Consider the following 19,968-nt stretch of genomic DNA (forward strand, 5'->3'; position numbering starts at 1 on the left):
GCCGGTGCCGCCGGCGCCGCCGTGCCCGCCGGTGCCGCCGGTGCCGCCACTGCCGCCACTGCCGCCGGACCCGCCGGCGGCGACGGCTAAGGTCGACGCGGCGCCGTTACCGCCGGGAACACCGTTGAAGCCGCCGGTGCCGCCGGTGCCGCCGATGTCGCCGTTGCCGCCGATCGCGCCGTTGCCGCCGGCGCCGCCGGCGCCGCCGTTGCCGACCAGCCAACCGCCGTTGCCGCCGGCGCCTCCAGCGCCGCCGGCGCCGCCGGCCTGGCCGTTGGTGCCGGCGCCGCCGTCGCCGCCGTTACCGCCGTTACCGCCGACCGCGGTACCGAGTTCGGATGCGGCGGGACCTCCGGCGCCGCCGTTGCCGCCGGTGGCGCCGCCGTAACCGCCCGTGGCGCCATTGCCGCCGTTGGCTCCCTGGGCGAAGTTATTGGTCCCGGCGTTGACAAATGCACTGCCGCCGTCGCCGCCGTTGCCGCCGTTGACGCCGGCACCACCGGGTGTGCCGTCATGGCCAGCTGTTCCGGAGACATTGCCGGTGGTCTTGTCGACGATATTGCTGTCACCGGCCTTGCCGTTGAGTCCCGGGTCGGTGGTCGGTGTTGGATTGACGCCGTTGTTGCCGGCCAGGCCGGCGCCGCCGTGACCGCCGGTGCCCCCGTCGCCCCACAGTCCGGCGGCGCCGCCGGCCCCGCCGTTGCCGCCGCTGCCGCCGGCGAGCGCGGCATTGCCGCCGGCGCCGCCGTTGCCGCCGTTGCCGGTCAACCAGCCGCCGTGACCGCCGGCGCCGCCGCCCGCACCGGCGCCGCCGGCCCCGCCGGCCCCGCCGTTGCCGATCAGTCCGGCGCTGCCGCCGTTGCCGCCGGCCATTCCGGAGCCGGCCGGTTGGGAGTAGCCGGCGCCGCCGTTGCCGAACAGCAGTCCGCCGTCTGCTCCGTTGGGGTTGGTCGCGGTGCCGGCCGCGCCGTCGCCGATCAGCGGGCGCCCCAACAAGGTCTGGGTGGGGGCGTTGATGGCGCCGAGCAGGTCTTGCTCGAGGGTCTGCAGCGGGGAGGCGTTGGCCGCCTCGGCGTGGGCATAGGCGCCGGCACCGGCGGTCAGTGCCTGCACGAAGCGGTCGTGAAAGGCCGTCATCTGCGCGGCCACCTGTTGGTAGGCCTGCCCGTGGGCGGAAAACAGCGACGCGATGGCCGCCGAGACCTCGTCGCTGCCGGCGGCCAGCAACCCGGTGGTGGCGAGTGCCGCCGACGAATTGGCGTCGCTGAGGGCCGCGCCGAAGCCGGCCACTTGCGTCGCTGCCGCGCTGACCGCTTCGGGGACCGCCACCAGGTAAGACATCGCTGTCCTTTCGGGCTATCACGCGAAAACCGCGATTCCCGTAACGTATGGCGGCCCGGCGGGCCCGATCCGGCGTTTGCCCGGTAACCCCAGCTGATTCACAGCCGACGGGCATCTAGCTCCCAGGAAACCGGGGCCCTAGAGGGCCCCGGAATAGCCGTGCTGCCGCCAGGCCTCATACACGGCCACCGCCGCGGCGTTGGACAGGTTCAGCGAACGCCGGCCCGCCAGCATGGGAATGCGCACCTGTTCGGTGATGTGCTCATCGGCCAGAGTCACCGCGTCCAGCCCGGTGGGTTCCGGCCCGAACATCAGCACATCGCCGCGGACGTAGCGGACGTCGGAAAACGGCACGGCGGCCTGGGCGGTGAACGCGAACACCCGCGCCGGCAACAGCGCGTCCCACGCCGCCGTCAGCGACGCATGGACGGTGACCGACGCCAAGTCGTGGTAGTCCAGACCGGCCCGCCGCAGCTTGGGCTCGGACAGGTCGAAACCCAGCGGTTCCACCAGATGCAGTTCGCAACCGGTGGCGGCGGCGGTGCGGATGGCGTTTCCGGTATTGGGCGCAATACGTGGGGAAACAAACATCAGCTTGAACACCACGCCATCCTCTCAGCGCAGGCGTCGCGCCACATCGCGACGAAGCGCACCCAGGTGACCAACGCCGGTACGGTTGAGTAAGGCGCTGCGTGGACCGGATCAGCGGCCCGCGCCACATCGGGAATTCGGGGGCCCCGGACCGCGCGGGCGGCGTTGCCGCCGTAACGGCGACCGGACGTTGCGGCGAAAGGGCGAGAAGTGCGGTGCGAGATCTCGATTTCGACGGCGCCGGCCGCCCGGTCCAAGCCACGCGATGTCGATTTCGACAGCAGCGATCTCGCTGAGACCGAAGATTTCCTCGTCCGGACCTACACCAAGATGCGGATCAGCGCCGAGGGCCGCACGTGCCGCGCCCGTATCCGGCGTCGTTGCCTGGGCTCGCTCAGCGTCGACGAACTCTCGTTCAGTTACGACATGAGCTACGACGCAAACCCGCTGGGGACGATCCTGCTCTGCCGGGTCCGTAGTGGCCGGATCGAGGAGAACTTCATCGGCGAACCGCAGCACGTGTGCGCCCCCGGTGAGCTCGCCGTGATCGGCCCGCCGGAGCTGCCTCATTCCGGGCGGGTCCGCCATGCCGGCTACCAGCTGACCGGGTTTGACCCCACGTTGCTGGATCGCGTGGCAGCCAACGCCCCGGACCGGGCCCACGAGCCGGTTCGCTTGACCGGCCATCGACCGGTGTCGGTTGCGGCCGGCAACAGGCTCAGCGCCTTGATCGACTATTTGCGGGACCACATTCTGGCTGATCCGAGCGCCGCGTCGGCGCCGCTGGTGACCGACACCGCGGCGGCGCACCTGGCCGTCGCCACCCTCAACGCCTTCCCGCACAGTGCGTTGCTCGATCCCACCCCGACCGACCGGCGTGATTCGGCCCGGCCGGTGCTGCTGCGCCGGGCCATGGCCTTCATCGAGGAAAACGCTCACCGAGACATCGCGTTGGCGGACATCGCCGCCCACGTCTACGTGACCCCGCGCGCCCTGCAGTACATGTTCCGCCAGCGCCTGGACTGCACGCCGATGCAGTATCTTCGCCGAGTCCGGCTGGACCGGGCGCACCGCGAGCTGCTGAATTCCTCTCGGGCCCACGCCACGGTCAAGCAGATCGCCAATCGATGGGGCTTTACCCACATCGGCAGGTTCGCCATTTACTACCGAGAGACCTACGGCCGCTCGCCCCACGCAACGTTGCGGGGTTGACGCGGGGCGGTAGGACGCTCTGGCGCGCTACCGGCTAGCGGTGCTTGAGCTCGATCAGCTTCTCGGCGATCTCGACGATCTTGGTGTTGGATTCCTGCGACAGCCGGCGCAACAATTCGAAGGCGGCGACTCCGTTGATGTCGAACCGTTCCATGAGAATGCCCTTGGCCTGGCCGATCAGGTCGCGGCTGGCCAACGCACTGCGGAATTGCTGTTGACGGCGGATCAGGTTCCAGACCACGGTGGTGTGTGCGGCAAAGACCAGGCCCAGCTCGACGGACTCGTCGTCGAAGGCCCGGGCGGACTCCGCGTAGAAGTTCAGGGCGGCCAGCGCCTTGTCGGCGCCGAAGAGCCGGAACGACATGATCGAGCGCACCGGGGTGCGGTCCAGCGCGGCGGTGCGATAGCGGGGCCAGCGCCCATCGACCGTCAGGTCGTCGATGCGGATGGTGTGTTGCTCCCATGCCGCCGACAGACACGGGCCCTCGCGGACATCGCGCTGGACGTCGTCGAGCAAGGCCGGGTAGCGGTGCGTGGCGGCCAACGTCTTGATGGTCCCGGCGGTGTCGACGACGGTCACGCCGAGGTACTGAGCGCCGGGGACCGACGCCACCGTGATCGCGTTGATGTCGCGCAGCGCCGATTCGAAATCCGTTTCACCCCGGCGTTGCAGCTCGTCGACCTCGCTGAGCACCGTGTACATGTGTTGTCGCTCAGGCGACAACACCGTTTCGGGCCGTCTCGCGGCGTCGCCGGGGCGCGGGAAGGCACCGTCGCCGCAGCTCATGAATCCTCACACCTCCCCACCGGCGCCGTGTGGCCCCCCATGCAGGACTATCCCATCGCCCGACCAGGCCGACAAACGCCGCCGCCGACATGCTCAACGCTACGCACGACGTCCCGGATGCGCACTAATCCGTTGCAACACAACATAATTCGGGAGCAAGGCGGAACCCCGCTTCGTATGCCGGACAGCGGCGGAACACGCGGTCTTCGCATTTCGGACCACTGCCGGCGCCCGGTGTGTTGCGGCGGACGTTATCTGCTCAGTAACAATTGGGGAGGCCTCGGCTTTGTTCACAGCGGAGCCTGTCATACTCGTCGGATTGCCAGGCGTTTGCGTTGGCTCTCAGCTGCCGGGGCGGGCGGAACAAGGCAGGAAGTTTGATGAGTCTCTGGTCTCTGCGAACGCGACGAATCAGGGGTGCGGCCGGTTGCCCGGCCGCAATAACGTGACCATGTTCGCCCGCCCGACCACCCCGGTCGCGGCGGTTCCGCCCGAGGTGCGCGGCGCCCGACCGCGACCCGCGAGGCGCCGCCCCGCGGCTTGGTCGCTGAGCAACTGGCCGGTTGGATGGAAGGTCGTCGCGATCGCCGTGGTACCGCTGCTGCTGGCGACGGTGTTCGGGGTGTTGCGGATCGACGCCGCCATGGCCAATTCCGGCAACCTGCGGCTGGCCGCCGCCCGCGCCAACGTGATACCGGCGATCACCAAGTACATGTCGGCCCTGGACGTGGCATTGCTGGCGAGTTCCACCGGACGCGACGTCGAGGGAGCCAAGAAGAACTTCACGGCCCGCAAATACGAGCTGCAGAGCCGGCTGGCCGACACCGACGTGATCCCCGACGTCCGGTCCGGGGTGAACACCCTGCTGAACGGCGGCCAGGCGTTGCTGGACAAGGTGCTGGAGAACAGCATCGGCCTGCGGGACCGGATCACCACCTATGCGCCGCTGCTGTTGACGGCCGAGAACGCGATCAACACGTCCGTGCGGGTCGACAGCGAGCAGATCCGGGCCCAGGTTCAGGGCCTGAGCCGCGCCGTCGGAGCTCGCGGGCAGATGACGATGCAGGAGATCCTGGTGACCCGCGGCGCCGATCTTCCCGAGCCCCAGCTGCGCACCTCGATGATCACCCTGGCCGGCACCGAACCGTCGACGCTGTTCGGGATGAGCGAAGTGCTCGGCGTGGGCTCGCCGGACGCCAAGAATCTGCAGCAACAGCTGCTCACCCGGATGGCGATCATGTCCGATCCGGCCAGCGAACTCGTCGACAACCCCGAACTACTGCGTTCGATCAAGGTCACCGACGGAATCGCCGAACAGGTCATCAAAGACGCCACCGCGTCGGTGACGAATTCGGTCCAGACGCAGGCGACCGCGCGGCGCGACGCCGCCATCCGCGACGCCGTGCTGGTGCTGGCCGCCATCACGATCGCACTGGTCGTCGTGTTGCTCGTGGCGCGGGCGCTGGTCCGGCCGCTACGCGTACTGCGCGACGGCGCGCTGAAGGTCGCCCACACCGACCTCGAGGGCGAAATCGCCCGGGTGCGAGCCGGCGCCGAACCGCAGCCGCAGCCGCAGCCGCTGGCCGTGTACACCACCGAGGAAATCGGCCAGGTCGCCCATGCGGTCGACGAGCTGCACACCCAGGCGCTGCTGCTGGCCGGCGATGAGGCGCGGCTGCGGCTGCTGGTCAACGACATGTTCGAAACCATGTCGCGGCGCAGCCGGTCCCTGGTCGACCAGCAGCTGTCGCTGATCGACCGGCTCGAGCGCAACGAACAGGACCCCGACCGGCTCGACAGCCTGTTCCGGCTGGATCACCTCGCCGCGCGACTCCGCCGCAACAGCGCCAACCTGCTGGTTCTGGCGGGCGCGGAGATTTCCCGGGAGCGGCGCGAACCGGTTGCGTTGCCGACGGTGGTCAGCGCCGCCGTCTCCGAAGTCGAGGATTATCGCCGTGTCGCCGTCGGCGGCGTGGCCGACTGCAAGGTGATCGGCGCGGCCGCCGGCAGTGTCATCCACCTGCTTGCCGAGCTGATCGACAATGCGCTGAGCTATTCGCCGCCCACCACGACGGTTCGGGTGTCGGCGGTTCGCGGCAGCGCGGGCGGGGTGCTGCTGCGCATCGCCGACTGCGGCTTGGGCATGACCGACTCCGATCGGCGCATCGCCAACATGCGGCTGCAGTCCGGCGGCGAGGTAACCCCCGACAATGCGCGCCACATGGGTCTTTTCGTGGTCGGCCGGCTGGCGGCGCGCCATGGCATCCGGGTGGGGTTGCGCGGCCCGTCGACCGGTGAAGCCGGTAATGGCACCACCGCCGAGGTCTACCTGCCCGTTGCCGTGCTGGCCGGCGAGGCGGCGGCGAGCCAGGCCGGTGCGCCCGCGCCCACGCCGCGGCCCTTCATCATCAACCCGCCCACCCGCGAACCGGCGCCGGACCCGGCCGCGACGGCGTCGCACCAAAACGGTGCCGACAAGCCGGTGCCGGCGGTGACCTTGCTGCCGCGCCGCAAGCCGGGCTCCAGCGGCATCACCGACATTCCCGCCCAGCCCGCCGGGCAGCAGCCACGGGCCCGGCGCGAACTGAAAACGCCCTGGTGGGAGACCCAACACGAGACCCAACACGAGGCCCAACACGAGGCCCAGCGCGACGCCCGGCACGACGCCCGGCACGAGACCCAGCGCGACGCCCGGCAGGCCCCGGCTCAGCTACCGCCCACCAAGCAGGCCACCGCGTCGGATACCTCCGCGTTTTTCGCACAGCGCTCGACCGCCGCCGGTGCCCGGCCCGCCGATTCGCCGCCCACGCCGTCGGTACCAGCCGGTCCCGTTGATGACGACGTGATCTACCAGCGGATGCTGTCGGAAATGCTGGGTGACCCACGCGAGCTGGCCGCAAGCCCCGATCTGGATTGGCGGTCGGTGTGGGACCGCGGCTGGTCAGCCGCCGCCCAGGCCCAGGACCAGCCGGTGGAGTCGCGCACCGACCACGGCCTGCCGGTGCGCACCCCCGGCGCCCGGCTGGTCCCCGGCGCCGCCGAACCCGAGCCCGGCGGCGGACCGCAGCCCGGCCGGCAACCGCCGGCTGCGGCCGCGGTGCGGGACCCCGACGCGGTTCGAGCCTCCATCGGCAGCCACTTCGGTGGTGTGCACACCGGCCGGGCGCATGCCCGCACGACCAGTCAGGAAGCCGATCAGCAATGAACACCCGTTCGTTGGACAGCCCGCTGGACTGGCTGGTGTCGAAGTTCGCCCGCGAGGTGCCCGGTGTCGCGCATGCCCTGCTGGTGTCCGTCGACGGTCTGCCGCTGGCCGCGAGCGAGTATCTGCCCCGGGAACGCGCCGACCAGCTGGCGGCCGTCGCTTCCGGCCTGGCCAGCCTGGCCACCGGGGCCGCCCAGCTGTTCGAGGGCGGTCAGGTATTGCAGTCGGTGGTCGAGATGCAGAACGGCTTTCTGCTGCTGATGCGGGTCGGCGACGGCTCGCACCTGGCGACGCTGGCGGTCACCGGATGCGACATCGGGCAGATCGGCTACGAGATGGCCATCCTGGTCGAACGGGTCGGCAGCGTCGTGCAGTCCTCCCGCCGCGCCCAACCTGAGCCGCAATGGACAGACGCGAGCCGCCGCTAGCCCGGCCGGGGGCGAACCTGGTCCGCCCGTACACCCTGACGGCCGGACGCACCGGCACCGACATCGACCTGCCACTGGAAGCGCCGGTGCAGGCGCTGCCGGCGGGCTCGGCTCACCGGTGGCCGCCGCACGACATGCGAGGCAAGATCATCCGGTTATGCGCCGACAGCCCGTCGAGCCCGTCGGTGGCCGAAATCGCTGCCCGGCTGGATTTGCCGGTCGGCGTCGCGCGCGTCCTGGTGGGTGATCTGGTCAGCTCCGACTACCTTCGGGTGCATCGGACGATGACCGACCGCTCGACCAGCGATGAGCGCCGCGAACTCATAGGAAGGACGCTGCGTGGCCTCCAAGCACTCTGAGGTGCACCCGGGGCGGGGTACCGCGGCCCATGCCTCCACGAAGATCGTGATCGCGGGCGGATTCGGCGCCGGCAAGACCACGTTCGTCGGCGCGGTGTCGGAGATCATGCCGTTGCGCACCGAAGCCATGGTCACCGATGCCTCGGTGGGAGTCGACATGCTCGAAGCCACCCCGGAGAAGCAGACCACGACGGTGGCGATGGACTTCGGTCGCATCACCCTGGCCGAGGATCTGGTGCTCTACCTGTTCGGCACCCCGGGCCAGCGCCGGTTCTGGTTCATGTGGGACGACCTGGTGCGCGGCGCCATCGGCGCGATCGTCCTGGTCGACTGCCGCCGCCTGGAGGACAGCTTCGCCGCCGTCGACTTCTTCGAGCACCGCAACCTGCCGTTCCTGGTCGCGGTCAACGAATTCGACGGCGCGCCACGGTATCCGGCCACCGAGGTGCGCCAGGCGCTGACGCTGCCCGCGCACATCCCAGTGATCAGCATCGACGCCCGCAGCCGCAGATCTGCCACCGACGCGCTGATCGCGGTCAGCGAATACGCCCTGGCCAGCCTGACGGGCAGCTGACCGCGTTGCAGTGGGTGGACTGCGAATTCGACGACCGGGATTTCCGGGACGAAGACCTCAGCCGGTTGTGCACCGAACGCGTGGTGTTCAGCGGATGCGACTTCAGCGGCGTCAACCTGGCCGAGTCGCAGCACCGCGGATCGGCGTTTCGCAACTGCACTTTTGAGCGAACAGCGCTGTGGCATAGCACTTTTCAGCAATGCAGCCTGCTCGGCTCGGTATTCGTGGGTTGCCGGCTGCGGCCGCTGACGTTCGACGAGGTCGACTTCACCCTCGCGGTGCTCGCGGGTAACGACCTGCGCGGCGCCGACCTGAGCGGTTGCCGGCTGCGCGAGAGCAGCCTGGTGGAGGCCGACCTGCGCAAGGCCGTGCTGCGCGGGGCCGACCTGCGCGGCGCCCGCACCACCGGCGCCCGGTTGGACGGCGCCGATCTGCGCGGGGCCACCCTGGACCCGTCGCTGTGGACCACGGCGTCGCTGACCGGAGCGCGCATCGACGTTCCGCAAGCTCTGGCGTTTGCGCTGGCCCACGGGTTGCGGCTGGACGCTTGAGGTCTCAGCGTTTGAGCCGGATCCGCCACAGCACGAAGCCGGCGTAGACCGTCGACAACAGGCCCAGCATCGCCATGTCGAGCAGCCAGGCTCCGCTGGTGTGATGCCAGTGGCTGTCCTTCGGGCTGAACGGGCTCGGTTGCACGGTGTTGAGGTCGATCGTCGAGGCTGAGGCGGCGAAGCCCCAACGCGCCGGGGTCAGCCAGGACAGCTGATCGAGCACCGCGCGGTTGGTGACCGGAATGATGCCGCTGGAGAACACCAGCTGCGCCATGATCGCCACCACCAGCAGCGGCAGGATCTGGTCGCTGGAGCGGGCCAGCGCGGACATGCCCATGCCGACGATCGCCGAGGCGAAGCAGGTGGCGGCGACGGCGACGAACAGCTCGAGCGTCGGATTGCCCAACAGCACGGCTCCCCGGGTCGGTGCGCCCTTGCCGATCACCGCGATGCTGGTCACGATCGCCGCCTGGGCGGTCGCGAACATCGCGAACACCGCGACCTTGGCCAGCAGGTATGCCTGTGTGGACAAGCCGAAGGCTTGCTCGCGGTGGAAGATGGGCCGCTCGCCCACCAAGTCGCGGATCGTCAGTGCGGTGCCCATGAACACGGCCCCGACGCACAGCAGGACCAGTATCTGCGCCGGCTCGGCGGGTGTCTTGCCGTTCGGGTCGGCCACGCCGAAGCCGCTATGGCCCGGGACGGTCAAGGTGAGCAGTCCCAGCATGAACGGCAGCGCGGCCAGAAACACCGTGTACCACCGATCGGAGACCACCAGCCGGACCTGCCGGCGCGCGACCGTCGAGAACTGGCGCCACACGTCGACGTGCACCGGCTCGCCCAGGTCCCGCGGCTCGGCCCGGGCCGAGAACTTCGGCTCCGACCCGCGCTGCGCCAGAAACCGGCGCTTCGCCTCGTCGGGATCGGCGCCCACCTTGATGAAGATGTGGGCCCAGTTGCTGGTGCCCATCACCGAGCCCACCTGGTCGGGCGGTCCGAAGTAGGCGGTCTTGCCGCCGGGCGCCAGCAACAGCAACTGGTCACACAGGTCGAGGTAGGACACCGAGTGAGTGACCACCACCACCGTCCGGCCGCCATCGGCGAGCTTGCGCAGCATCATCATCACCTGGGAATCCAGCGCCGGGTCCAGGCCGGTGGTCGGCTCGTCGAGAATCAGCAGCGACGGACCGGTGAGCAGCTCCAGCGCCACCGACGCGCGTTTTCGTTGCCCTCCGGACAACTTGTCCACCCGGGTATCGCCGTGCTCGGTCAGCTCCAGCTCCTCGAGCACCTGAGCGACGACCTTGGCCCGGTCGGCGTTGCTGGTGTCCGGTGGCAGGCGCAGTTCGGCGGCATACCCCAGCGCCTGGTTCACCGTCAGCTGCCGGTGCACCACGTCGTCTTGCGGAACCATCCCGATCCTGCTGCGCAGGGTCGGGTATTCGGCGTGGATGTCGTGTCCCTCGAAGGTGATCGAGCCGGCGCTGGGGCGGGTGTAGCCGGCGATGAGCCGGGCCAGCGTGGTCTTGCCCGCTCCCGAGCCGCCGATGATGGCGGTCAGGCTGCCCGGGCGGGCGGTCAGCGAGATGTTGTCGAGCAGCTGCTTGCCGTCGATCTCGAACTGCACCCGGTTGACCTCCAGGCCGCCGGCCGGCATCCCGGCATCGGCCTGGCGGGTCAGCGTGCCCGCGGAAAACACCAAGTCGACATTGCCGATGGTGACCACGTCACCTTCGCTGAGCACCGCCGACCCGATCCGCACCCCGTTGACGTAGGTTCCGTTGACGCTGCGGGCGTCGCGGATTTCAGTGCCGAGGGCCGTCTGGACCAGGAAGGCGTGCCGTCGCGACGCCAAGACGTCGGAGACGACGATGTCGTTGTCCTGCGCTCGGCCGATGGTCACCGCACCCGCCAGCCGGCGGTTTCGGCCGGACTCGGGCCACAGGGACCGGATCACCTTCGTCGCCAGGTTCGACGGGTCGCGCGGGGGAGCGGACGGGTGGCTCGGCGGGCGCGGCGGCGCCGGGTCCGGCGCCAGGTACGGCCCCATCTGGGTGGGTGGCAGGTGGAGTCCGGGATGGACCCTGCCGAGCCGGGTCGGCGGTGCGGGGTGGGCGGGCTCCATCGACGGTGTCGGGCCCGGCGGCGGCGGAACCGGTCGCGCGGCCGGATGCGGGCGGCGCTGCGCGGCCGGCATCGGCGTCGTTCGCGGCGGCCGTCCGAGCGCCCCGTGCCGTCCGACCTCGAAGGTCAGGCATGGTCCGTCGGGGCTGCCGATGTTGATCTTCTGGCCGGGCCGAATCTCGACGGCGTGTACCCGCCGATTGTCGACGAAGGTGCCCTCGTGCGATCCGTTGTCGATCGCCATCCACCTGCCATGCTCGAAGCGCAGCAGCAGGTGGGCCCGGGAGACCGAAGGGTGGGTGACGCGCATGTCGGCACGCACGTCGCTGCCGACGATGATGTCGTGACCTGCGGCGAAAGTACGTTGCGGCCCGAGCCCCGACACTGTCAGCACGGGCGGCGCCACCGTGTTCATCGAAAATAGCTGTAGCCAGTGGCGATGCTTCCGAAACCTGGCGGGCCCGCCCGGTCAGTGGCGTCTGAGGCGGATGCGCCACCACACCAGGCAGGCATAGGCCGCCGACAGCGTGGCGAGCATCGCCATGTCGAACAGCCACGCCGGGCGCGAGTGCGTCCAATGGCTGTCCTCGGGACTGTAGGAGCCGGGCACCAGCTCGCGCAGGTTGACCGTTGCCGCCGATGCGGCGTAACCCCACCGCGCGGGCACCGCCCACGACAACTGGTCCAGGAAGATCCGGTCGGTCACCGGGACCAGGCCACCGGCGAGCACCAGCTGCAGCATCAGCGACACCACCAGCAACGGCATGATCTGCTCACTGGACCGGGCGACCGACGACAGCAGCAAGCCAAGAATCGCCGAGGCCACACAGGTGGCGGCAACCGTGGTGAACAGCTCGAAGCTGGCGTTGCCGAGCAGCACCGCCCGCTGCGTCGGTACCCCCTTGCCCAGCAGCACGACCCCCGTCGTGATCGCCGCTTGAGTGATGGCGAACATGCAGAACACGGTCATCTTGGCGCCCAGGTAGGCCCTTGTCGACAACCCCACGGCCTGCTCGCGACGGAAGATGGCGCGCTCGCCGATGAGATCGCGGATGGTCAGCGCGGTACCCATGAAGACGGCGGCGATGGACAGCAGCGTCAGAATCTGTGCGGCCTCGTCGGGCGTCTGGCTGGTCGGCTGGGCCATGCCGAACCCGGTGTCACCCGGAACCGTCAGCGACAGCGCACCCAGAACAAACGGCAAGGCCGCCAGGAAGGTGAAGTAGGCCCGGTCGGCGACCACCAGCCGGACCTGTCGGCGCGCGATTGTGGAGAACTGGCGGCGCACGCTGGTGTGCGCCGGTGCGCCCAGGTCCGTGGGTGTCTCGGTCTGTGCCGGTGCGCGGGGCTGGTTGCGGGCCAGAAAGCGGCGGTTCGCCTCTTCGGGATCGGCGCCGACCTTCGCGAAAATCTGGGCCCAGTTGGTGGTGCCCATCGCCTGCCCGATCTGGTCGGGCGGCCCCAGGAACGCGGTCTTGCCCCCGGGCGCCATCAGCAGCACCTGATCACAGACGTCGAGGTAGGTCAGCGAGTGGGTGACCACCAACACCACCCGGCCGGCGTCGGCGAGTTGCCGCAGCATCGTCATGACCTGCAGGTCCAGCGCCGGGTCCAGGCCCGACGTCGGCTCGTCGAGAATCAGCAGCGACGGGCCGGTGAGCAGTTCCAGGGCCACCGAGGCCCGTTTGCGCTGGCCGCCGGACAGCTTGTCGACGCGGGTGTCGGCGTGCTCGGTGAGCCGCAGCTCCTCGAGCACGCCGGCGACCGCGTGCGCGCGATCCTGCGTGCTGGTGTCGGGCGGCAGCCGCAGCTCGGCGGCATAGCCGAGGGCCTGGTTGATGGTCAGTTGCCGGTGCACGACGTCGTCTTGGGGGACCATCCCGATCCGGCTGCGCAACGACGCGTATTCGGTGTGGATGTTGTGGCCCTCGAAGGTCACCGTTCCCGAGCTGGGGCGCAGGTAGCCGGCGATCAGCCGCGACAGCGTGGTCTTGCCGGCGCCGGAGCCGCCGATGACGGCGGTCAGCGTGCCGGGCCGCGCGGTCAGCGACACGTTGTCGAGCAGCGCGGTGCCGTCGACGCGGTAGCTGACCGCGTTGACCTCCAGGCCGCCGGTGGGGGCCGCGGCTTCGGCGCGACGGACCAGGGCGTCTCCGGTGAACGCCAGGTCGACGTTGCCGATGGTGACCACGTCGCCCTCGCGAAGGATCGCCGAGCCGACCCGGATCCCGTTGACGAACGTCCCGTTGATGCTGTGCGCGTCGTTGATCTCGGTGCCCACCGGCGTGGGGGTCAAGAATGCATGGTGGCGGGATGCCAGTACGTCGGCGACGACGATGTCGTTGTCGAGCGCCCGGCCGATCCAGGCGATGCCCCCGCGAGGCGGCGCAAGGTGCGAGTCGGCGCCCAAGACGTTGCGCGTCGTGGTGTCGCGTCCCACTCGTGGGGGAGGCGGGGAAACCGGTATGACGGTGGTGCGCTGTGCCCCGGGGTAGCCGGGTGGGCCCGGTGTCGGCGGCGCGGGGCCGGGCGGCTGCCCGGGTGGCCGGCGCTGCTGCTGCTGCTGGTCGGTGCCGACGGGTCCGCCCCCCGGCGGCGGCGAGCCGGTCGGCGGTAGCAGGCCGATGATGCCCCGGTGATGTCCGACCTCGAAGCTGATGCGTGGCCCGTCGGGCCGGCCGAGGTTGACCACCAGACCGTCCCGGATGTCCACCAGCGGCACCCGGCGGCCGTCGACGTACATCCCGGTCCGCGAATTGTCGATGGCGATCCAGTTGCCCTGCTCGAAGCGCACCACCACGTGCGTCCCGGCGACCAGCGGGTGCGCCACGCGCAGGTCGGCACGCAGGTCACTGCCCACGATCGCGTCAGCGCCCGGTGCGAAGCTGCGCTGCGACCGGTCCGACCGGACTGTCAGCACCGGCCGGTGAGCTCGGGTCATCGCTTCACCCTAGTTGTGCCCGCGTCAGCGTCGTCGGAGCCGAATCCTCCACCACACGATGGTGGTATAGGCGATCGACACCACCCCGAGCATGGCCATGTCGAACAGCCACGCGCTCGCCTTGTGGTCCCAGTGCTGGTCTTTCGGATCGGTCGGGCCGGGCACCAGCCGGTGGGTGTCGATCGTCGAGGCCGACGCCGCGTAGCCCCAGCGGGCGGGAGTGGCCCAGGACAGCTGGTCGAGCAGGATCCGGTCGGTCACCCAGATCATGCCCCCGGAGAACACCAGCTGAGACATGATCGAGAACACCAGCATCGGCATGACCTGATCCTGCGACTGGGCCAGCGCCGACAATGCCATGCCCAACAGCGCCGAAGCCACACACGTCGCGGCCACGGTGACGAACAGCTCGAATCTGACGTCTCCCAGCAACACGGCGTCGGAAAGCGGCTTACCCCAGCCGATCACACAGATGGTGGTGGCGATCGCCGCCTGAAAGATCGCGAACGCGGAGAACACCACGATCTTTGCGGCCAGGTAGGCCGCGGTCGACAAGCCGACGGCCTGTTCGCGACGGAAGATCGGACGCTCGCCGATGAGATCCCGGATGGTCAGCGCGGTGCCCATGAACACCGCGCCGACGTTGAGCATCACCAGAATCTGGTCGGGCTGGGCGGGATTGTTGCCCAACGGATCCGACATGCCGAACCCGGTCTTGCCGCGAACGGTCAGGCTCAGCACCCCGATGAGAAACGGCAGCAATGCCAGGAACACCGTGTAGCCGCGGTCGGAAACGACCAAGCGCACCTGGCGGCGGGCGACGGTGGAGAACTGGCGAAGCACGTCGGTGTGCACCGGTTCACCCAGGTCGGCAGCGGGGCTGGCCTGGGACGGAAACGCCGGCTGGGCCTGCTTGTCCGCCAGGAAACGGCGGTTGGCCTCGTCCGGGTCGGCGCCGACTTTGGCGAAAATGTCGGCCCAGTTGGTGGTTCCCATGGCGTGGCCGATCTGGTCGGGCGGGCCCAGGAACGCGGTCTTGCCGCCGGGTGCCACTAACAGCAGCTGATCGCAAACGTCCAGGTAGGACACGGAGTGGGTGACCACCAGCACCACCCGGCCGGCGTCGGCGAGTTGCCGCAGCATCATCATCACCTGCCGGTCCAACGCCGGGTCCAGACCCGTCGTCGGCTCGTCGAGGATCAGCAGCGACGGCCCGGTGAGCAGCTCCAGCGCCACCGAGGCTCGCTTGCGCTGTCCGCCGGACAGCTTGTCCACCCGCGTGTCGGCGTGTTTGGTCAGCTCCAGTTCCTCGAGGACCTGGGCGACCACTTGGTCACGGTCGGCTTTGCTGGTGTCGGGCGGCAGCCGCAGTTCGGCGGCGTAACCGAGGGCCTGGTTGACGGTCAGCTGCCGGTGCACGACGTCGTCTTGGGGGACCATCCCGATGCGGCTGCGCATGGACGCGTATTCGGTGTGGATGTTGTGGCCCTCGAAGGTCACCGTTCCCGAGCTGGGGCTGGTATACCCGGCGATCAGCCGCGACAGTGTGGTCTTGCCGGCGCCGGAGCCGCCGATGATGGCCGTCAGCGTGCCGGGCCGCGCGGTCAGCGAGATCTGGTCGAGCAGTTGCTTGCCGTCGATGGAGAAGCACACCGATTTCACTTCCAGGCCGCCGGTGCGGGTGGCCGCCTCCGTGCGGCGAATCAGCGTGCCCCCGGTGAATACCAGGTCGACGTTGCCGATCGTGACGATGTCGCCGTCGCTCAAGATCGCGGACCCGACCCGGACCCCGTTGACGAACGTCCCGTTGACGCTGTGGGCGTCGCGGATTTCGGTGCCCAGCGGTGTCATGGTCAGGAATGCGTGGTGACGCGACGCCAGAACGTCCTGGATGACGACGTCGTTGTCGGTGGCGCGGCCGATGGTGACTGAGCCGGCGGGCATGTCGTTGGACCCGGTGCGCGGTAGCAACGCATGGATCATCTTGGTCGCCAGGTTTGTCACGTCCGGCGGCTTGGCGGCGCTGGGCTGCAGCTGCGTGGGTGGCGCCGGGTGAGGCGCGGCCGGTGCATAGTTCGATGGCTGGTTCGATGGCTGGTTCGAGGGCTGCCGCGGCGGGGCCGGGGCAAACCCGGATTGCCGCGACGACGAACTGCTGGGGTACATCGGTTGCCCCGATTTCGACGGGGGCGGCGGACCGGGATGCGGTCGAGCCGACGGTGGCGCGGTCCAATTCGACTGGCGACCGGACGGCGGCGGCGGCCCCGGGTGACCGGCAGCCTGGGTGGGCGGCGGCCACGGCGACGACTGGGCGGCCAGTCGCATCGACTCGGTTTGCGGCGGCCGTCCGACCATCCCCAGGTGCCGGCCGACCTCGAAGGTCAGCAACGGGCCGTCGGGATTTCCGATGTTGACGCTCTGGCCGTCGTGGATGTCGACCATCGGCACCCGCCGGCCGTTGCAGAAGGTCCCATTCAGCGAATTGTTGTCGATCGCCAGCCACCGGCCCTGGTCAAACCGCAGCAGCAGATGTGCCCGGGAGATCAGCGGATGCGTGATACGCATGTCGGCGCGCAAGTCGCGGCCGACAACCACGTCATGACCGGGCGCGAAGGTACGTACCGACCCGTCGTAGCGAACAGTCAGCGCGGGCGGGGCAGGTTGGGGCATCGATCCAACTGTATCTAAGGCGAAGGTTAATGCTGCTCGGCGGCGCGACTGCCGCGCGTCGAGTTGCGCGCGGGCACATGACAAGGGACGCGCATTCGACGGCCATAGGTTACTATTGCCTACCGTTACAATTGCTCATGATAAGTAACGATCAGATCGAGCGAAGTCCTACCACCAGAGCGGCTGGTAACTGCTCGTCCCCGCGGAAGGAGGTGATCACATGGCCCACGAACTTCTGTTCGCCGAAGACGAGGCAACGTACCGGCTCCACTACGTTTGCTACTGGTTCAACGCGGAGAGTATCGACTGAAGAGGCATGCAGTCCGTGGAGACGGCGCTGGTGGGGGTTTGTCAGGCAATGAACCCCCACCAGCGGTCTCCAATGCTTCCCGCATGAGGCAGCGGTGTCATAGGCCGCCGACAGCTACCGCAAATCTGTGCAATCCCCGCGACTATGAGGACCTAAGCCCATGTCTGAATCTTGCGCCGCGGCCACGGCCGTGTTTGCGGGCCCGGATTGGTCGCTGTGGCCAACCCGAGTGCTGGGCCATGCCGATCCAACTTCCATCGCCCACCGTTCGGGGACCTATCGCATCATCTCTCCCGAGCAGACCTGGCAGGCCGTGCAACCGATGCTGGAATCGGCGGGCATCACCCGTGTCGCCGACCTCACCTGGCTCGATGATCTCGGCATTCCCACCGTTCAGGCAGTGCGCCCGGCCTCGCTGACACTCTCGGTCAGTCAGGGCAAGGCCGCCACCTACCGCGCCGCCCAAGTTTCTGCGGTCATGGAATCGCTGGAAACCTGGCACGCCGAAAACGTCACGCCCGATCTGTTTTCCATGACCACCAGGGACATCGCGGCCGCACTGACCTACGATCCCGCCCAGCTGCTCCTGTCGGCCCGAAGCATCTACCATCCGGGCGCCAAGCTCGACTGGATGACCGCGACGACGCTGTTGACCGGCCGCCAAACCTGGGTGCCCTGGGAGGCGGTTCTGGTGAACGCGGCGGTCGACAACCGCTGGGACCCGCCGATGTTCTCGATGGACACCACGGGGTTGGCGTCGGGCAACAGCTACTGGGAGGCCAGCCTGCATGCCCTCTACGAGGTCATGGAACGCCATGCCATGGCCGCCGGCGAGCCCGGACGCACACTGTTCGAGGTGCCTGTCGACGATGTCGCCGACTCCGGCTGCGCCGGGTTGGTCGACAAGATTTACCGGGCCGGAAGCGAACTGAAGATCGCGCGTACCGACGTCTGGGACGGTTTGCCTTGCTTCACTGCCGAGATCTGTTCGCCCATGCTGGGCGTGCCGTTCAGCGGCTTCGGTTTACACCACGATCCCAACGTGGCGCTGTCTCGTGCGATCACCGAAGCCGCGCAATCGCGGCTGACGGCGATCAGCGGAGCCCGCGAGGATCTGTCACCGGCGTTGTACCACCGCTTCGCCCGAGTGCACGCCTACGGCCCGCTGCGGCCAACCATGCGGCAGTTGCCCATCGCCGAAACCACATCGTGGCATGTTCCCGACACCGGTTCGCTGAGTGACCTGTTGGCCTCGGCCGCGACCGCGGTGGCGGCCCGGTCGGGCACCGAGCCGCTGGCGGTCGGGTGCGATCTGGCCGGCAGCTGCGTTCCGGTGGTGAAGGTCATCGCGCCCGGCCTGGCGGCAGCACATGGTTCTCCGATGCGCACCCCCTTGCAGGAGTTGGCATGACGACCGCCGGCCGGATCGTGGTAACCGCAGGGCCCACCATCGGCGTCGACGATATCCGCGCGGTCGTGCCCAATGCCGAAGTGGTGCCTCCGATTTCGTTTGGCGACGCGCTGCGCTACGGGCTGGAGCCCGGCGACACGCTGCTGATTGTCGACGGGTTGTTCTTCCAGCACCCCCCGGTGCGGCACAAAGAACTCTTGACTTTGATGGACGCCGGCGTCCGCGTGGTCGGCTCGTCCAGCATGGGCGCGCTGCGCGCCGCCGAACTTCATCCCTTCGGCATGGAAGGCTACGGCTGGGTATTCGACAGCTACCGCAATGGATACTTGGAAGCCGACGACGAAGTCGGCATGGTCCACGGCGAGCCCGAAGACGGCTATCCCGTGTTCGTCGACGCGCTGGTCAACATCCGCCAAACGCTGGACCGCGCGGTCGGGACCGGTTTGCTATCCGCGCAATTAGCGGCAGAGATCGTCGAAGCGGCCCGCCGCATGCCGTTCACCGAGCGCAGCTGGGAGCGCCTCCTCGCCGCCCTCGATGTGCCTGAAAGACGTTGCTTGGCAACGCAATTGCAGAAAGTGCGGGTCGACGTCAAACACGCCGACGCGCTACTGGCACTGCACAACATCACCGACGGACACCGTGGCGCGCCGACCCGCCCCGGCCCACCGCCAACCATCTGGTCCCAACGCTGGCAACAACGCTGGGCACCACCCGTTCCGGTGACCATTAGCACCGACAGCGGAACCGACACCACCGTCGAGGTCCGCGACACCGACGTCCTATCCCTGCTGAGCATCTGCGCCACCGACCGCTGGGCCTACCTGCCCGCCCTCGAGCAGGTCGCCGCCTGGCACTGGAGCCTGACGCATTCCGGGCACAGCGGCGACGTTCGCCACGACGCATCCCGCGCGATTGCGCAGGTTGCTGCCGACACCCGGCAACGCGCGTTGGAGACCGTCGCCCATCACCACGCCGTGGCCGTCGGACTTGCCGACGAGTCCGGCTTCCCCGAGGCGGTCAGGTCGCAGTGGTTGACCGCCGAAGAGAACGAAATCCTTTGCGACGACCCGATTGCCGTCTCCGCGCGACTGATCACCCGCACGTTGTTCGTCACCCGGGCGCTCCCGGCCATCGAGCACTTTCTCGACCTGTTACGCGCGGACGAGCGGCTGCCGGGCTGGCGCATTGCTACGGCCCACGCTCTGGCCAGGCGCGACGAATTAGCCCGTCGCAAGCCGCATTTGAACCTGCACCGACCCGACCCAAAGCAGCTCAAGAACCTCTTCGCCAGCCGATGGCGCACCGAGGTGGACCGCATCGAACTTGCCCGACGCGCCCTGATGAGCGAGGAGGCCTTCTATACCGCCGCCACTCTGTTCGCTGTCGCCGCCGCCGATGACCGGCTGCCCTCCCTCGAAGTCGGCGCCTTGGGTCCCGCCTAAAGCCCAGCGAACCACGGCA

14 protein-coding genes are annotated in these 19,968 nt (G+C 69.0%); 8 read left to right on the forward strand and 6 right to left on the reverse strand.

Translation table 11 applies throughout. The annotated features are described in order from the left end of the window. Together BST40_RS09530 and BST40_RS09535 are read right to left on the reverse strand one after the other, a co-directional pair. Positions 1–1,341: PE family protein (locus BST40_RS09530; RefSeq protein ID WP_083154074.1), on the reverse strand; the 1,341-nt coding region annotated here is incomplete at its 3' end. A 138-nt stretch (positions 1,342–1,479) separates the two neighbouring features. Further along, a complete protein-coding gene (locus BST40_RS09535; RefSeq protein ID WP_075546780.1) occupies positions 1,480–1,944 on the reverse strand; it encodes a tRNA (cytidine(34)-2'-O)-methyltransferase in 465 nt (154 codons plus the stop codon). A 198-nt stretch (positions 1,945–2,142) separates the two neighbouring features. Here BST40_RS09535 and BST40_RS09540 point away from each other — a divergent pair, with 198 nt between their 5' ends. Then, entirely contained in the window at positions 2,143–3,144 is a 1,002-nt protein-coding gene (locus BST40_RS09540) for a helix-turn-helix transcriptional regulator (RefSeq protein WP_244174330.1), read from the forward strand. Positions 3,145–3,178: 34 nt separating this feature from the next. Here the strand turns inward: BST40_RS09540 and BST40_RS09545 are convergent, their stop codons facing one another. Next, complete coding sequence (locus BST40_RS09545) at positions 3,179–3,847, reverse strand: GAF and ANTAR domain-containing protein (RefSeq protein ID WP_075546781.1); 669 nt, start codon at positions 3,845–3,847, stop codon at positions 3,179–3,181. Positions 3,848–4,376: 529 nt separating this feature from the next. Between BST40_RS09545 and BST40_RS09550 the strand changes: the two genes are divergently transcribed. The 5 genes from BST40_RS09550 to BST40_RS09570 are packed head-to-tail and all read left to right on the forward strand — an operon-like array spanning position 4,377 to position 9,048. Next, positions 4,377–7,136: an ATP-binding protein gene (locus BST40_RS09550; RefSeq protein WP_089025078.1), complete on the forward strand. Its 2,760-nt coding sequence runs from the start codon at positions 4,377–4,379 to the stop codon at positions 7,134–7,136. After that, on the forward strand, positions 7,133–7,564 hold the full coding sequence (locus BST40_RS09555; RefSeq protein WP_023371258.1) for a serine protease inhibitor: 432 nt from the start codon (positions 7,133–7,135) through the stop codon (positions 7,562–7,564). Before BST40_RS09550 ends, BST40_RS09555 begins: the two co-directional genes overlap by 4 nt. After that, entirely contained in the window at positions 7,540–7,923 is a 384-nt protein-coding gene (locus BST40_RS09560; RefSeq protein WP_083154075.1) for a DUF742 domain-containing protein, read from the forward strand. The genes BST40_RS09555 and BST40_RS09560 overlap by 25 nt, the downstream gene beginning before the upstream one ends. Beyond that, positions 7,904–8,497 carry a GTP-binding protein gene (locus tag BST40_RS09565; RefSeq protein ID WP_075546783.1) on the forward strand — a complete coding sequence of 198 codons (594 nt, stop codon included), beginning with the start codon at positions 7,904–7,906 and terminating at the stop codon, positions 8,495–8,497. Before BST40_RS09560 ends, BST40_RS09565 begins: the two co-directional genes overlap by 20 nt. Positions 8,498–8,502: 5 nt before the next feature. Continuing rightward, positions 8,503–9,048 carry a pentapeptide repeat-containing protein gene (locus BST40_RS09570; RefSeq protein WP_089025080.1) on the forward strand — a complete coding sequence of 182 codons (546 nt, stop codon included), beginning with the start codon at positions 8,503–8,505 and terminating at the stop codon, positions 9,046–9,048. A gap of 4 nt (positions 9,049–9,052) precedes the next feature. Here the strand turns inward: BST40_RS09570 and BST40_RS09575 are convergent, their stop codons facing one another. Genes BST40_RS09575 through BST40_RS09585 form a run of 3 tightly spaced genes read right to left on the reverse strand, consistent with a single transcriptional unit; the run spans position 9,053 to position 16,783 of the window. Further along, on the reverse strand, positions 9,053–11,587 hold the full coding sequence (locus BST40_RS09575; protein ID WP_083154077.1) for an ATP-binding cassette domain-containing protein: 2,535 nt from the start codon (positions 11,585–11,587) through the stop codon (positions 9,053–9,055). Between the two features lie 54 nt (positions 11,588–11,641). After that, a complete protein-coding gene (locus tag BST40_RS09580) occupies positions 11,642–14,113 on the reverse strand; it encodes an ATP-binding cassette domain-containing protein (RefSeq protein ID WP_083154079.1) in 2,472 nt (823 codons plus the stop codon). Positions 14,114–14,137: 24 nt separating this feature from the next. Continuing rightward, on the reverse strand, positions 14,138–16,783 hold the full coding sequence (locus BST40_RS09585; protein ID WP_083154080.1) for an ATP-binding cassette domain-containing protein: 2,646 nt from the start codon (positions 16,781–16,783) through the stop codon (positions 14,138–14,140). Positions 16,784–17,253: 470 nt separating this feature from the next. Between BST40_RS09585 and BST40_RS09590 the strand changes: the two genes are divergently transcribed. Together BST40_RS09590 and BST40_RS09595 are read left to right on the forward strand one after the other, a co-directional pair. Next, complete coding sequence (locus BST40_RS09590; RefSeq protein ID WP_083154082.1) at positions 17,254–18,504, forward strand: YcaO-like family protein; 1,251 nt, start codon at positions 17,254–17,256, stop codon at positions 18,502–18,504. After that, on the forward strand, positions 18,501–19,949 hold the full coding sequence (locus BST40_RS09595; RefSeq protein ID WP_075546788.1) for a TfuA-like protein: 1,449 nt from the start codon (positions 18,501–18,503) through the stop codon (positions 19,947–19,949). The genes BST40_RS09590 and BST40_RS09595 overlap by 4 nt, the downstream gene beginning before the upstream one ends. Positions 19,950–19,968 lie beyond the last annotated feature (19 nt).

The sequence above is a fragment of the Mycobacterium persicum genome, from assembly GCF_002086675.1.
GTDB classification, from domain to species: domain Bacteria; phylum Actinomycetota; class Actinomycetes; order Mycobacteriales; family Mycobacteriaceae; genus Mycobacterium; species Mycobacterium persicum.

Excerpts from the sequence above, each read along its gene's own strand:
- BST40_RS09555 (WP_023371258.1), top strand. The coding sequence starts at position 7,133 with ATGAACACCCGTTCGTTGGACAGCCCGCTGGACTGGCTGGTGTCGAAG.
- BST40_RS09595 (WP_075546788.1), top strand. The coding sequence starts at position 18,501 with ATGACGACCGCCGGCCGGATCGTGGTAACCGCAGGGCCCACCATCGGC.
- BST40_RS09560 (WP_083154075.1), top strand. The coding sequence starts at position 7,540 with ATGGACAGACGCGAGCCGCCGCTAGCCCGGCCGGGGGCGAACCTGGTC.
- BST40_RS09590 (WP_083154082.1), top strand. The coding sequence starts at position 17,254 with ATGTCTGAATCTTGCGCCGCGGCCACGGCCGTGTTTGCGGGCCCGGAT.
- BST40_RS09580 (WP_083154079.1), bottom strand. The coding sequence starts at position 14,113 with ATGACCCGAGCTCACCGGCCGGTGCTGACAGTCCGGTCGGACCGGTCG.
- BST40_RS09585 (WP_083154080.1), bottom strand. The coding sequence starts at position 16,783 with ATGCCCCAACCTGCCCCGCCCGCGCTGACTGTTCGCTACGACGGGTCG.
- BST40_RS09545 (WP_075546781.1), bottom strand. The coding sequence starts at position 3,847 with ATGTACACGGTGCTCAGCGAGGTCGACGAGCTGCAACGCCGGGGTGAA.
- BST40_RS09575 (WP_083154077.1), bottom strand. The coding sequence starts at position 11,587 with ATGAACACGGTGGCGCCGCCCGTGCTGACAGTGTCGGGGCTCGGGCCG.